We start from the raw sequence: 13,223 nt of genomic DNA, 5'->3' as shown, positions 1-13,223 counted from the left end.
TCAGGGGAACTGGACGACCTTGGACGGCACGGTGTCCGTCCCCGACGTGGCCGCGCCGGTGTCGTTGATCACGTGGCGGTACTGGCCCATGCCGCCGAGCGAGATCACCTGGAGGTTGCGCATCCTGATCCCCGGCTTGACCGGCACCTGGAACCCGTGGTGCTGGACGATGGTCGGGTCCGCGGTGAAGTTGCAGTAGCTGCCCAGCGCCACCGCGTCGTGCACGTCCACCGAGTCGGCGACCTTGTAGGCCGCGTAGCCGACGATGCCGTCGTGGGTGATGGCGGCCTCGTTCGGGGCGTCGTAGGCCTTCTCGTTCTGGAAGAAGATGGTCCGCCCCCGCTCCCCGCTCCAGTAGACGTCGTACTTGTTGAAGTGCTCGACGAACAGCCCGGTGGCGAGGACGTCGTCCCCGTTGACCCGCAGGCCGTAGTCGGCTCGGTTGGTCTCCCAGCCGACGCCCTCGCCGTGGTCGGCACGCCAGATCCAGGTGTGATCGATGATCACGTCGTCGCTCTCGACCACGACGGAGTCGGTGGCCTTGCCGGGTCCCGCACCGCCGACGCGGATGAACACGTCCTGCATGGTCGTGGGGTTGGCGGAGTGGTCGGCGTTCCCGTCCGGCGTTCCGATGCGCAGCAGCGTGTCGGAGTTCTGCGGACCCGCGTCGATGAGGAAGCCCGCGAGCCGCACGCCGTCGACGTCGGCCACGTGCATGGCGTCGACGCCGCCGTCCGGAATGATCGTGGCCAGACCGAGGCCCAGCACGACGGTGTTGGCGCGGTCGACCTCGATGGTCCGGTCGATGTGGTAAACACCGGGCGTGAACAGCAGGTTGAGGCCCTGGTCGAGCGCGGCGTTGATGGTCGCCGCCGTCGCGCCGGGCTTGACGACGTAGAACTGGCTCAGCGGCAGCGAGGTGCCACCGGCGTTGGCGGGCCAGGACACGCCGCGCGCGTTGGTCCGCTTGGCGGGGACCCGCACCTTGTACTCGTCGCCGTCCAGGTACAGGAACGGCTTCTCGCGGGAGACCGGCGTGGTGTCGAGCGTGGTGTACGGGCCGGTCTCGAAGTTGCCCGCCGGCGCGCCCTCGACGCCCGTGAACGTCATGTTCCAAACCCCGTTGGTCCAGCCGCCGACCGAGCTGTCCCGGGTGTACCACTGCTGCTGGGAGTAGGGACCGACGGTGCCGTCGATCTTCGAGTCGGCGATGTAGCCGCCGGAGGCCCAGCCGTAGCCGTTGGGGGCGAGGTTGAGGCCGCCCTTGACGTGGATCCGGCGGAACGGGGCCGCCTGGGCGACGGCCCAGCGGTCGGTGCCGTTGGACGGTGTGATGGCGAGGTTCTCGGCCGAACGCCAGAAGTTCTGCGTCGCGTTGCCGTTGAACCAGCCCGCGTCCACGGTGATGTCACCGTTGATCTGCGTGTCGTCGGGGTTGAGGCCCAGACCGGAGATCGAGGTGTAGAAGCCGATCTGCGCGTTGATCCCGTTGTACGTGCCCGGCTTCAGCAGGAACTGGTAGCGCCCGCTGCCGAACTGGTTGGACTCCTGCTGGGCGAAGACCTGGTCGAACTTCTGCTGGAGGCCCGGCGTGGAGGGGTCCACGACGATGACGTTCGGCCCCAGGTCGCCGCCGCCCTCGACCGGGGGAGTGCCCGTGGTGCCGGTGTGCACGGCGACCTCCCACAGCGAGTAGCCGTAGCCGGTGGCACGGGCCGTGCCGAGGACGCGGACGTAGCGGCCGGAACCGCTGACGGCGTAGGAGGACTTGCCCCCGGTCGCGCCCGTGACGCTCTTGAGCGTCTGCCAGTTCTGCCCGTCCGAGGAAGCCTCGATCCTGAAGTCCTTGGCGTACGCGGCCTCCCAGTTCAGGTCCACCTCGCACAGGTCCCGTACGGCGCCGAGATCGACCCGCACCCACTGGGGGTCGGAGGCCTGGCTGGACCAGCGGGTGCCGGGGTCGCCGTCGAAGGCCGCGGCGGCGGGCGTCCCGGCGTTCTCGACGGAGGAGGCGGCGGCGGGCCTGCCCTGCGCGGCGTTGGCGCTGTCGCACGAGCCGCCCGGCGTGGTGCCGCCGGTGGTGCCGAAGACCTGGAACTCCCACAGGGAGTAGCCCCAGGGCGTGGCCCGGTGGACGCCCTGCATACGGACGTAGCGGCCCTGTCCCGTGACGTCGAGCGTGTCGGTGCCGCCGTCGCCGCCGGTGACCGTCTTCGCGTCGGTCCAGGTGCTCCCGTCCTGGGAGAGCTGGATCGTGTAGTCCTTGCCGTAGGCCGCCTCCCAGTCGAGCACCACGCGGGTGACGGAGGCGGTGGTGCCGAGGTCGACCTGGAGCCATTGGTCGTCGCTCGCGGCCGACGACCACCGGGTGGTCGTGTCGCCGTCGACGGCGTTGCCGGACGGCGTTGCGGCGTTCTCGGCCGAGGACGCCGTGGCCGTCCGGCCCTGGGAGAGGGGAATGTCGGCCGCGGTGGCCGTCATCGGGGCGGGAAGGGTGACGAGCGCCGCCGTGGCGACGAGCGCGACACCCAAGGATCTCAGTCTCATGCGGGTGCTTTCTGGGGATGCGGACAGGATTGGTCCACCGCGTTGTGAAGCGGCTTAGTTCAAGGTGTGATTTAAGTGGTGAGTAATCGATCCGGCAATAGTCCGGGCAGGACTTGTCAGTGCCGTGCTGAAGAATGCGGTCCATCGAGATCAACACCGGCCGGACCGGGTAGGCGTTCTCGAGTCACTGACCTGAAAGGGCCACAGCCGATGCCGCTCACCGCCGCCGTCCGTCCGCACTCCGCCGACTCGGGCGAAGCCCGGCGCCGCGCGAAACCCGGTGCCGCCGAGGCCGAGGTCCTGCGCATCGTCACCGACGCGCGGACGCCCGTCTTCGTCACGGTGCGCGCGGACGGGCGGCGCAGATACAGCTACTGGCGCCCGCTCGACTCCGTCACCGGCCGCGGCGGCTGTTACGTCGCACTGCCGACCGCCGAGTGCGACACGCTGCACGCCGCGGGCCGGATATCGCTCGGCGAGCCGCTCGCCGACCCGAACCGGATCACCTACCGGGTCAGCGCCACCCGCACCCCACCGGCTCCGCCGCGCACCCCACCGGCTCCGCCGCGCGCCCTGCCGGAGCGGGCGCGCGCGGCGTGAGGGCGGCTCTTCCCGCACGGCGCGCGAGGACACACGGAGCCGCGCGGCGCGCCGAACGGCCGTCCCGTGTGCGGCGCACCGCGGGTCAGTGTTCGAGCGGGGCCCGCAGCGCGGGGTCCGACGCCGCCCGCCACACCTCGGTCAGCTCCCGCTGCCGGGCCTCGGCCCCCGCCCGTTCGAGACCGTGCAGCAGCCCCCAGGTGAACGCGGACTCACCCGCCCCGTGGGCGGCCACCGCCAGCTCCCGCAGCGTGTGCTGGGCGACCACCGCGTCCTGGTGCTCGCCGAGCAGCTGCTGCACCGCCTTGGCGCGTTCGCCGAGCCGGGCGACCGGCTTGCCGAGCGCGGGACGCGCCACCTCGGCCGCGTAGCGGAGCTTCTTGGCCACCTTGCGGGCCTCGTGCAGCGCCGTCTCCCGCGACCGGCCCGCAGGCTGCGCCAGGGCGATCTCCATCCGTCCGGCGAGACGGCCGTACTCGTCGAGCACCGCCCGGGCCATCGTACGGGCGGGCTTCCTCCCGGCCCCGGCCCGCAGCGGCGGTCGCCGGACCAGGGCGTCCAGCGCGTCCAGCAGGCGCAGATAGCGGGGCGTGGCCAGAGCCTCCCGCGTACGGGACCGCGCCTCGCCGCCGTGGGACACCTCCCAGACGCGCAGCCGGGCGGCGACGGGACCCAGCACGAGTTCGTCCGGCAGATCCGTCAGCGCGGCACCGATGCGCTCGCCCAGCACCTCCTGATCGCGCGCCGCCCCCAACTCGCCGGCCAGCCAGCGCAGTTCCGCGCGCACGGGATCGGTGACCCGCCGGTCGAGGACCGACCGGTAGGAGCGCAGGCAAGCGCGCAGCCGCCGGCACGTGACGCGCATCCGGTGCACGGCGTCGGGCAGGTCGCCCCGGACCGCAGGATCCAGCGACACCAGCCGGCCGGCCTGCTCCCTCACATACGCGAGCACGTACGCGCCGGGAGAGCCGGCCACCACCTCCGGACCACGCTCCGGCCCCGCCCCCGCCCCCGTCTCCCGCAGGGCCCGGGCGAGCTTGGACGGGCTGTCGGCGCGGACGATCCCCTTCTTCCGCAGCTTCTTCTCGACGACATCCAGCAGCCCGGCGTCGACACCCTCGGCGAGTTCGACCTCCAGCTCGCCCCACTCGGCACGCCCACCGCCGGACGCCGCCGCGTCCGCGCGCACCTCGTCGAGGCTCAGCTCGGCGAGCACCCCGCCCTCCGCGTCGCGCAACCGCCGCACGGTACGGGTGGACCGGATGCGTACCACCGGACGCAGCTCGGCGCCCCGCGTGCGGGACAGGGCCAGCTCGCGCAGCGACTCCGGCACCTCGTCCGAGAGCGGGGCCCACACCTCCTCCCGGGTGTCCCCGGCCAGGGGCAGTTTCAGGTGCCAGCCCGCGTCCGGACCGCCCGTACGACGGCGCAACGTGGCCGAGGACCCGGCGAGCCGCAGGTCCTCGGTGTCGTGGTACACCGCGTCCAGTTCCTCGGGCCCGGCCGCGGTGACCGAGGCGACGGGCCCGACGCCGGTGAGGTCGGGCAGGCCGGCGACGCCGCCGGAGGGCGGCTCGTACTTCCGCTCTGTCTCGCGCTTCGACTGGGTCATGCTCAGTCCTTCGACACGATCGGCCGGATCAAACCCCGTTCGGGACGACCCATGGGCGCGGATCCGTGTAGTACCCGTCGAGGATGACCTCGAAATGCAGGTGCGGGCCGGTGGACAGGCCGGTGGAGCCGACCCGTCCGATCGGGGCCCCGGCCTCCACGGTCTGCCCCACGGCCACGCCCAGGGAGGAGAGGTGACTGTAGGTCGTCTCCACCCGCTTGCCCTGGATGGTCCCGTGGTCGATCACGATGCGGTTGCCGTACGCGCTGGTGAGCGCGGCGAACACGACCCGGCCCCGCCGTGCCGCCACGACCTGCGCGCCCTGCGGCGCGGCGAAGTCCACACCGGTGTGCAGCTTGGTGACCCCCGTCAGCGGATGCTCCCGCGACCCGAAGGGCGAGGTGATGGTGAGCGGGCTGACCGGCGCGGTCAGCAGGGCGCCGGCCGCCCCGCCCGCACCGCCGCCGGAGTCCTCCCGGTCGAGTGCCTCGTAACGGGGCAGCAGGGCCCGGACCTCGGCGAGGTACGTCTTCGCCGCCGACGGTACGCGCCCCGCCTCCGTGACGGCGTCCTCTCCCACGGCGTACGCGGCGAGGGTCAGCTCCACCAGGTCGCCGTTGATCCTGCCCTCGGTGCGCAGTTCGGTCACCTTCCCGGCCAGCGAGCAGTCCCGCCGGCCCAGCGCCATGATGGCGTCCGCCGGGTCGCGCGGCGAGGACCGACCGTTGCCGTCGTCGTCCTTGCCCCAGGTCCGCCACTCGTCGTCGGTGAAGGCGGCGATGCCCTTCTGGCCGGAGAGTTCGTCGGAGTCGTCGCTCCAGCCCGAGAGCTGGTCGATCTGCGCGGCGAGCACGGACGGTTCGAGGACGGTGCAGGCCGAGGCCGCCCTGCGCAGCCACGGGATGTACGAGGGGTCGATGTCCACCGCGGCGGACGGGTCCGTGGCGGAGTCGTCGTCGGACCCCGGGCTCGGCAGCCCGCCCAGCGCGAGGAAGGCGGCCACACCGGTGACGGTCACGAGAGCCGGCAGCAGCAACAGGGTGACGGGCCCCGGCCCCCGGCGCCTGCGACCGCGGGGTTGTTCCGGCTGTTCCGGCTGGTCGGGCTGTTCCGGCCGGTCGGGCTGGAGCGGGTGGTCCGGTCGACCGGGCCGGTGCGGTCCCGGCCGTGGGCCGGCCGTGTCGTCGGCCGCCTGCGTCACGGTCAGCCGCTCGTCGTTCACCAGGCCGCTCGCCGGTACGTGATGCTCACGGGGGGACGCTAGCGCCGCCCGCCCGCAGGCGTCAGGAGCCTACGAGGCAGAAGGGGATGCCCGAACGGGCAGGCCGGGCGGCGCCCGGCGCCGCGATCGTCACCCCTCGGTCGGCCCGTCGCGGTCGTGTCCGGACGAGGGGGGCGTGGGGCGGACGGCGAGGACCGCGATGTCGTCGACGCTGTCCGCCCCCAGGCCGATGAGCAGCTCGTCGCAGAACACGTCCAGGGGCTCGTGGGCCAGCTCGGCGGCGTGCCGGCGCAATCGCTCCAGCGCGTCGTCCAGGGGCTCGTCGCGACGCTCGACGAGGCCGTCGGTGTACAGCAGCAGCGTCGAGTGGGCGGGCAGCGCGTCACGCGCCGTGGCCCGGGCCGCGTCGGGGTCCATACCGAGCAGCAGCCCCGCGCCGCCGTCGAGGTAGCGGGCCCGGCCGTCCCGGGTGACCAGCAGCGGCGGCAGATGGCCGGCGGAGGAGTGCGTCAGCTCCCAGGGGCCGTGCGCGGGGCCCTTGACCAGGCCGTAGACGCAGGTGCCGGTGGCCTCCCGGTGGAGGCTGTGGTTGGCCAGGTCCAGTCGGCGCAGCACCTCGGCGGGCGGCTCCTCGCGGTCCACGGCGATGCCCCGGAGCATGCTGCGCAACTGGCTCATCGCGATGGCCGCGTCCAGATCGTGCCCCGTGACGTCCCCGATGATCACCGCGGTGTTCCCGCCGGGCAGCACGAAACTGTCGTACCAGTCCCCGCCGACCTGCGCGGTGGTCGAGGAGGCGGCGTAGCGGGCGGCCAGCCGCAGCCCCTCGACCTCCGGCAGCACCGGCAGCAGCGAACGCTGGAGCCGTTCGGCGATGGAACGGGTGTCCTGGTACAGGCGGGCGTTGTCCACCCCCAGCGCGAGACTGTGCACCAGATCGTCGACGAGCGTCAGGTCGTCCTCCGTGAACGGCCGGCCGCCGGGCGCGCGCGCCAGGGTGAGCGCGCCGAAGATCCTGCGGCGGGCCCGCAGCGGTGCGACGACGGCGCTGCCCGCCCCCAGTTCCCGGAACAGTTCGACGTACGACCGGTCCAGCGCGCTCCCGGTCCGGCCCCGCTGCGGGGCGTCCGTGAGCAGGAGCGGCCCGGCGCCGCGCAGCACCCGGGCCAGCGGGCCGCGCGACTCCTCGGAGACCTCCGCCAGCGCTCCCTCGTACGCCCCCGGGCGCAGGGCGCGGGGGTCACGGTGGACGACGCAGGCCCGGTCCACCCGCGCATCGGCGGTGTACAGGTCCACCACGCACCAGTCGGCCAGCCGCTCCGTCAGCAGCCGACCCGCCCGCTGCAGCCCCTCGTCCAGGTCGAGCGTGTTGTTGAGCTGCGCCCCCAACTCGGCCAGCAGGGTGAGCCGGTCGAGCGCCGACAATCCGCCCCGGGCACCGGCCGCCCGGGTACCGGCCTCCGGGACGCCGGGTGACCGGCCGCCGTCCGGCTCCCCGGTCGCCGCCTCCCTGATCCTGCCGGGAGCCCTCGGCCCGTCGAGGAACGTGGTCGCCCGCGGGACGAGCTGTGCGACGAAGACGGTGCGGCCGTCGGCCGTTTCCTGGGTCTGGATGTACAGCCGGACCGGCACCAGCCGTCCGCTGCGGTGCAGCGCGGGAAGCGGCACGGAGCGTCCCACGATGCGGGTGCGGCCGGTGAGCAGCATCGAGGTGAACGCGGCGGTGTGCCGCTCACGCAGGTGCTCGGGGATGAGGGTGGTCAGACGGCGGCCGACGAGGTCGTCCGGTCCCCAGCCCAGCAGATCGGCCGCCGCCCCGTTGGCCGCGACGATCCGGTTGCCCTCGTCGGCGGCGACGGTCGGCATCCTGCTGGCCCGCACCTGACCGACGTCCCAGGGAACGAGCTCGGCGGAGCTGATCTCCGGCTCGCGGGGGACCACGGTCCAGGCGGCGGGCGGCGCCCCGGTCAGCTGCCCGGCGATCTCGTCGAAGAGCCACTCCTGGAAGGCGCGGCCGCGGGGCAGCGCCGGCAGGGCCAGCAGCCGTTCCTCCCGGGCCCGCTCCTCGGCCAGGTCGAGTACCCGGTGCAGCGCTCTCACCGCGGGCACGGCGTCGGGCGGCAGCGGAAGGGGCAGGGTGCGCAGCCCCGACTCGGGAACCGGTACCTCCAGCGCGGCCGTCAACCCGGCACTGATCAGGTTGTTGACGTCGTTGGCGGCTGCGAGGTCCTCGGGCGCCACCCCGAGGAGGTCTCCCGCTGACGCGGCGAGGGTCAGCTCGCGCAGCACCACGTGCCGGTGCTGCCGGCACGCCGACTCCAGGGCGGTCGGCACGTCGACGAGCGTCACCGTCCCCTCGGCGGGCCGCGGCGGCACGGCGGTCTCCCACCCGGACGACGGCGGCGGCGGACCGTCGTGCCACAGCTCGAACCACACCGTCTTGCCCGCGTCACCGCCGTCCGCGCCGTACCGGGAGGCCAACTTCTCCACCAGAGCCAGCCCCTGTCCCGTACCGGCGTACGGCGAAAGGCGCTGCGGTACGAGTCCGCGGCCGGGCCGCCGGTCCCCGACCCGTACCCGCACCCGGCCGTCGAGGCGTGCCACGCTCACCTCCACCTCGGTGCGCGCGTGCAGCACCGCGTTGGTGACCAGCTCGCTCACCAGCAGCTCGGCCGTGCCCACCAGGTCCGAAGCGGCGCCCTGGAGCGCGGCACGCACGAACCGGCGGGCCGCCACCACGTTCGTCGGCCCGTCGGGAAAACGCCGTGACACCGCTGCCGGCGGTGGATCGGGGCAATCCATGACCCCAGTCTGTGCCCCGTACGGCCCGCCTCGCAGCGTGCGCCGTCCCGGCGCGCCCCGCTCCCGCCGGCACTCCTGTCCGCCGGTCGGGTGACGGGCGCCCGGTGAAAGGCCGGGCATACGGGCCGAGTCGCGGCCGGGGGAGGGAGTCGACGGTGCCCGGTACGACGCCGGGTCTGGCAGGCGGCCGGTTACTCCGATAGCTTGCAGGTGCGGCCCCGCGTTCTCCCCCGTACGCGGGGCCGCACCAGTCCGCCCGCGCGGCGGTCGGCTCAGCGGGCGAGCGCGCCCCGCAGCCCCGGCTGCAGCCGGTCCCCGTGGGCGCGGACCATGTCGTCGCACAGCTCCCAGATCTCCTCGACCCTGAGCGTCGCCGCCGTCGCGGGGTCGGCCATCGCCGCGTGCCGGATGTGCCGCGGGTCGTCCTCCACGGCCGCCCGCACCACCAGGTCGGTGGTGCTCAGGTAGGCCCGGTTCAGGGCCGCCAGCTGCGGGGGCAGCGACCCGGCACGGGTGGGCTGGACGCCCGCGGAGTCGACCAGGCACGGCACCTCGACGGTGCCCCGGGCGGGCAGGTTCTCGATCAGACCGTGGTTGGGCACATTGCCGTAGACCGTGCGGGGGGTGCCGGTCACGATGCTGTGGATGATCTGCGGCGCGTACTCCATGGTGCCCTCGACCGAGAGCGGCGCCCCGCAGGCCAGCGCGTCACGGGTGCGCTCGTACTCGGCCACGTTCTCGTCCACGATGCCCAGGTAGGCGCCGACGGGCAGCCGCAGCCGCTCGATCTCGCTGTCGTGGTGCAGGTACCAGGGCACGTACTCGGAGGAGTGCTCGCTGGTCTCCGTGGGGTAGTGGCCGAGGCGCCGGTACATGTCCATGCGGACCCGGCGGCGCAGCTGCGGGTCCTCGGCGATCAGGGCGTCCAGGCGAGGGTGGAGGTCCTCGCCCCCGTGCTCCAGACGCAGCACCCACGCCTGGTGGTTGACGCCCGCGGCCCGGTAGGTGACCTCCTCGTAGGGGACCTTCAGCAGTTCGCACAGGCCGTGGACCGTCCAGAAGACCGAGTGGCACAGGCCCACCACCCGCGTCAGACCGGTGGCCTCGGCGAGGTACTGGACGTTCATCGCCATCGGGTTGGTGTAGTTGAGCAGCCAGGCGTCCGGACAGACCTCGGCGATGTCCTGCCCGAGCGCCTTGAGCAGCGGGAAGGTGCGCAGCGCGCGGAAGATGCCGCCGACGCCGAGCGTGTCGCCGATGGTCTGGCGCAGTCCGTAGCGGGCCGGCACCTCGAAGTCGGTGCGGGTCGCCTCGCCCATGCCGACCTGCACGATGTTGATGACGAAGTCGGCACCGACCAGGGCCTCGCGGCGGTCCGCGTGCGCGGTGACCCGGGGCCGGGCGCCGCGTTCGGCGGCGATGTACTCGGCGGCCGCCCGCGCGGTGGCCAGACGCTCGGCGTCGATGTCGTGCAACGCGATGTGCGCGGACTTCAGCTCGTCGAACGCGAAGAGGTCGGCGAGCAGACCCTGGGTGAAGACGACGCTGCCGGCTCCGACGAAGGTGATCTTGGGTGCGGTCGGGTGGGCGGTGCTCATGCGGGGTTCTCTCCGTTGCGGGTGACCTGGGCGAACGCTTCGTCCCAGGTGGGCTGGGCGGTGGTGCCGCCGTGCGCGCGGGTGGACAGCGCGCCGCAGACGGCGGCGAGTTGGAGGGCCTCGGGCAGGGCGAGCCCGGCGAGGAGCGCGGCGACGAAACCGGCGTCGAAGCTGTCGCCGGCGCCCACCGTGTCGACGGGGCGGGCCGGGATGCCGGGCGTGCGGAGCAGGGTGTGCCCGTCGTGGCACAGGGCGCCCTCGGCGCCGTTCTTGACGACGACCGTCGGCCCCCGGTCGGCGAGCGCGGCGGCGGCCTTCCCGAGGTCCGGGCCGTCGAGCCCGGCCAGCCGCCGTGCCTCGGCCGCGTTGGGCAGCAGGTAGTCGGTGTGCGGGAGTACGGCGTCCAGGCCGGCCGGGTCCCAGCGGTCGGAGGGGTCGTCGTTGGTGTCCAGCGACGTCGTCGCGCCGTGCGAGCGCGCCGTGCGCAGCAGTTCGGGCAGACCGGCGGCGAGCGCGGGCAGCAGGAAGTACGACGCGGCGTGCACGTGCCGGGCGGCGGCGAGCAGCGCGGCCGGGACGTCCGTGGCCGTCGTGGCCGGCAGCGTGCCCGGGGCGGTGACGATGGCTCGGTCGTCGCCCCGGGTGAGGACGACGGTGAGCGGCGTCGGCAGCCGCGGATCGACGAGCAGGGCACCGGTGTCGACGCCGTGGGCGTCGAGGGTGTCGCGGACGTAGCGGCCCGCGTCGTCGTCGCCCACGCGGCCGGCGAACGCCACCCGCAGGCCGAGGCGGGCCGCGCCGCACGCCATGATCGCGGCGGAGCCGCCGAGCGTGAGGGCGCCGTCCGGGACGAGTTGTTCCCGCTGTCCGAAGGCGAGGGGGGCGTCGAGGGGCCCCACGACGACGTCGGGATTGGCGTCGCCGACGACGAGCAGGTCGAGGCTGTGCGGCATGGGTCTTCCCTGGAGTGAGGGTGGACGGCGGACGACGGGCGGGCGGTCAGCCCTTGAGTCCGCTGGAGGTGATCGACTGGATGAAGGTCTTCTGCGCGCCGAGGAAGGCGAGCAGGACCGGCAGCACGGTGATGACGTTGCCCGCCATCACGGCCGCCCACTGGGTGTGGTGCTGCCCCTGGAACGTGGTCAGCCCCAGTTGCAGCGTGTACTGCGTGTCGTGGTTGATGGCGATCAGGGGCCAGGTCAGGTCGTTCCACGTGGTCAGGAAGGTCAGGACGGCCACCGTGGCCAGCGCCGGACGCGACAGCGGCAGCACGATCCGCCACAGCACCCGCAGCCGGGAACAGCCGTCGATCCAGGCGGCCTCCTCCAGCTCCCTGGGCAGCGAGAGGAAGAACTGCCGCAGCAGGAACACCGCGAACGGCGTGACCAGGGACGGCACGATCAGCGCGCCCAGGGTGTCGATGAGGCCGAGCTTCTTCATCACGAGGAAGGTCGGGATCATCGTCAGCTGGAACGGCACCGCCATGGTGGCCAGCATCAGCCCCATCAGCACCCGGGAGCCCGCGAACCGCATCCGGGCGAAGGCGTACCCGGCCAGCGAACCGAGGACGAGGTTCGCGGCGACCGTGACGGCGGAGACGATCAGCGAGTTGACGAACCAGCGGGGGAACATCGCGTTGCCCAGCACGTACCGGTAACCGCCGAGGTCGATGCCGGACGGCCACAGGGCCGGCGGGAACCGGTTGATCTCCGCGTTGCTCATCACGGAGCTGAGCACCAGCCACACCAGCGGCACCGCGAAGACCAGCGCGAGCGGGGCGAGCAGCAGGTGCCAGGGGCTGAACGGGAGCCGGGGGCGGCGCCGTTCGGCGACGGCGGACCGTGTCGCCATTGCGCTCGTGGTGCCCGGGCGGGCGGAGGTCGCCGTCATGATCGGGCCCCTTCGAGACGGTGGCGTCCCCGACGCCGGACGAGACGGACCGCCCCCGCGACCAGGCCGAGGGCGACGGCCAGGACGTACGCGGCCGAGGCCCCGTACCCGGCGGTGGCGTTCTTGAAGGCCTGCTCCCAGATGAAGTAGACGATCACCGTCGTCGAGCCGAGCGGGCCGCCCTTGGTGGTGACGTACACGAGGTCGAAGACCTGGAGGGACTGGATGGCCTGCCACAGCACCAGGAAGACGGTGACCGGGGTGAGCGTGGGCAGCGTGACGTGGCGCAGCAGATGCCGGCGTCCGGCCCCGTCGAGACGGGCCGCCTCGATCAGCGACTGCGGCACGTCCTGGAGGGCGGCGAGGTAGACCACGACGCAGAACCCGGTGCCGCTCCACAGCGTGATCGCCACCAGCACGAGCAGCGCCTGGGAGGGATCGGACAGGAAACCCTGCGAGGAGACCCCCAGACGGTGCAGCACCGAGTTGGCCGCGCCGAACTCCGGGTCCAGGATGAAGGAGAACAGCACGCCCTGCGCGGTCGCCGACAGCACGAACGGCACGAAGATCAGCGTGCGGTAGAGGCCGACGAGGCGGATGCGCCGGTTCAGCACCAGCGCGAGGGCCAGGCCGAACAGCAGGCTCAGCGGCACGTACAGCACCGTGTAGAGCAGGGTGTTGCGGACCGCCTGGCTGAAGTTGGGGTCCTGGGCGAGGGCGCGGTAGTTGTCCAGGCCGACCCAGCGGCTGGGCGTCACCAGGTCGCTGGCCTGGAAGGACAGCAGCAGCGACCAGACCACGGGGACGATGCTCAGACCGAGGACGATCAGGACCGCCGGTGAGACGAACGCCCAGGCGGCGGTGGTCTCGCGGCGGCGCTTGCGGCGCAGCGGCCGTGGGTCCGGCGGCGGGCCCTCGACGGTGAGGGGGCGGGGGAGGCGCGGCATGGCGG

General features: G+C 73.2%; 9 protein-coding genes. 1 reads left to right on the top strand and 8 read right to left on the bottom strand.

The genetic code is table 11. The features are described from left to right. Positions 1 to 2,547: a discoidin domain-containing protein gene (locus tag D1J63_RS01255; protein ID WP_125627338.1), complete on the bottom strand. Its 2,547-nt coding sequence runs from the start codon at positions 2,545 to 2,547 to the stop codon at positions 1 to 3. A 210-nt stretch (positions 2,548 to 2,757) separates the two neighbouring features. Here D1J63_RS01255 and D1J63_RS01250 point away from each other — a divergent pair, with 210 nt between their 5' ends. After that, positions 2,758 to 3,147 carry a hypothetical protein gene (locus D1J63_RS01250; RefSeq protein ID WP_125627337.1) on the top strand — a complete coding sequence of 130 codons (390 nt, stop codon included), beginning with the start codon at positions 2,758 to 2,760 and terminating at the stop codon, positions 3,145 to 3,147. An 85-nt stretch (positions 3,148 to 3,232) separates the two neighbouring features. On the opposite strand, the gene D1J63_RS01245 is transcribed toward D1J63_RS01250, so the two are convergent. The 7 genes from D1J63_RS01245 to D1J63_RS01215 form a co-directional block, all read right to left on the bottom strand. Beyond that, positions 3,233 to 4,759, bottom strand: coding sequence for a CYTH and CHAD domain-containing protein (locus tag D1J63_RS01245; RefSeq protein ID WP_125627336.1), 1,527 nt, complete (start codon positions 4,757 to 4,759; stop codon positions 3,233 to 3,235). 28 nt (positions 4,760 to 4,787) lie between these two features. Next, a complete protein-coding gene (locus D1J63_RS01240) occupies positions 4,788 to 5,981 on the bottom strand; it encodes a M23 family metallopeptidase (RefSeq protein WP_125627335.1) in 1,194 nt (397 codons plus the stop codon). A gap of 129 nt (positions 5,982 to 6,110) precedes the next feature. Then, a complete protein-coding gene (locus D1J63_RS01235) occupies positions 6,111 to 8,783 on the bottom strand; it encodes a SpoIIE family protein phosphatase (RefSeq protein WP_125627334.1) in 2,673 nt (890 codons plus the stop codon). Positions 8,784 to 9,055: 272 nt separating this feature from the next. Next, positions 9,056 to 10,381 (bottom strand): alpha-glucosidase/alpha-galactosidase, encoded by a 1,326-nt coding sequence (locus tag D1J63_RS01230; RefSeq protein WP_102930471.1) that lies wholly within the window; start codon positions 10,379 to 10,381, stop codon positions 9,056 to 9,058. Beyond that, complete coding sequence (locus tag D1J63_RS01225; protein WP_125627333.1) at positions 10,378 to 11,334, bottom strand: carbohydrate kinase family protein; 957 nt, start codon at positions 11,332 to 11,334, stop codon at positions 10,378 to 10,380. Before D1J63_RS01225 ends, D1J63_RS01230 begins: the two co-directional genes overlap by 4 nt. 46 nt (positions 11,335 to 11,380) lie before the next feature. Further along, positions 11,381 to 12,271, bottom strand: a complete 891-nt coding sequence (locus tag D1J63_RS01220; RefSeq protein ID WP_125627332.1) for a carbohydrate ABC transporter permease — start codon at positions 12,269 to 12,271, stop codon at positions 11,381 to 11,383. Continuing rightward, on the bottom strand, positions 12,268 to 13,218 hold the full coding sequence (locus D1J63_RS01215) for a sugar ABC transporter permease (protein WP_125627331.1): 951 nt from the start codon (positions 13,216 to 13,218) through the stop codon (positions 12,268 to 12,270). Before D1J63_RS01215 ends, D1J63_RS01220 begins: the two co-directional genes overlap by 4 nt. Positions 13,219 to 13,223: the final 5 nt, after the last annotated feature.

Origin of the sequence: Streptomyces sp. KPB2 (genome assembly GCF_003950055.1) — a bacterium.
Lineage (GTDB): Bacteria > Actinomycetota > Actinomycetes > Streptomycetales > Streptomycetaceae > Streptomyces > Streptomyces salinarius.
The sequence above is the reverse complement of the archived record's forward strand: the minus strand, read 5'-3'. Positions and strand labels throughout refer to the sequence as shown.

What these genes read in the sequence shown, in the direction of transcription:
- D1J63_RS01245 (WP_125627336.1), bottom strand. Translation starts at nt 4,759, where the DNA reads ATGACCCAGTCGAAGCGCGAGACAGAGCGGAAGTACGAGCCGCCCTCC.
- D1J63_RS01225 (WP_125627333.1), bottom strand. Translation starts at nt 11,334, where the DNA reads ATGCCGCACAGCCTCGACCTGCTCGTCGTCGGCGACGCCAATCCCGAC.
- D1J63_RS01220 (WP_125627332.1), bottom strand. Translation starts at nt 12,271, where the DNA reads ATGACGGCGACCTCCGCCCGCCCGGGCACCACGAGCGCAATGGCGACA.
- D1J63_RS01255 (WP_125627338.1), bottom strand. Translation starts at nt 2,547, where the DNA reads ATGAGACTGAGATCCTTGGGTGTCGCGCTCGTCGCCACGGCGGCGCTC.
- D1J63_RS01230 (WP_102930471.1), bottom strand. Translation starts at nt 10,381, where the DNA reads ATGAGCACCGCCCACCCGACCGCACCCAAGATCACCTTCGTCGGAGCC.
- D1J63_RS01215 (WP_125627331.1), bottom strand. Translation starts at nt 13,218, where the DNA reads ATGCCGCGCCTCCCCCGCCCCCTCACCGTCGAGGGCCCGCCGCCGGAC.
- D1J63_RS01235 (WP_125627334.1), bottom strand. Translation starts at nt 8,783, where the DNA reads ATGGATTGCCCCGATCCACCGCCGGCAGCGGTGTCACGGCGTTTTCCC.
- D1J63_RS01250 (WP_125627337.1), top strand. Translation starts at nt 2,758, where the DNA reads ATGCCGCTCACCGCCGCCGTCCGTCCGCACTCCGCCGACTCGGGCGAA.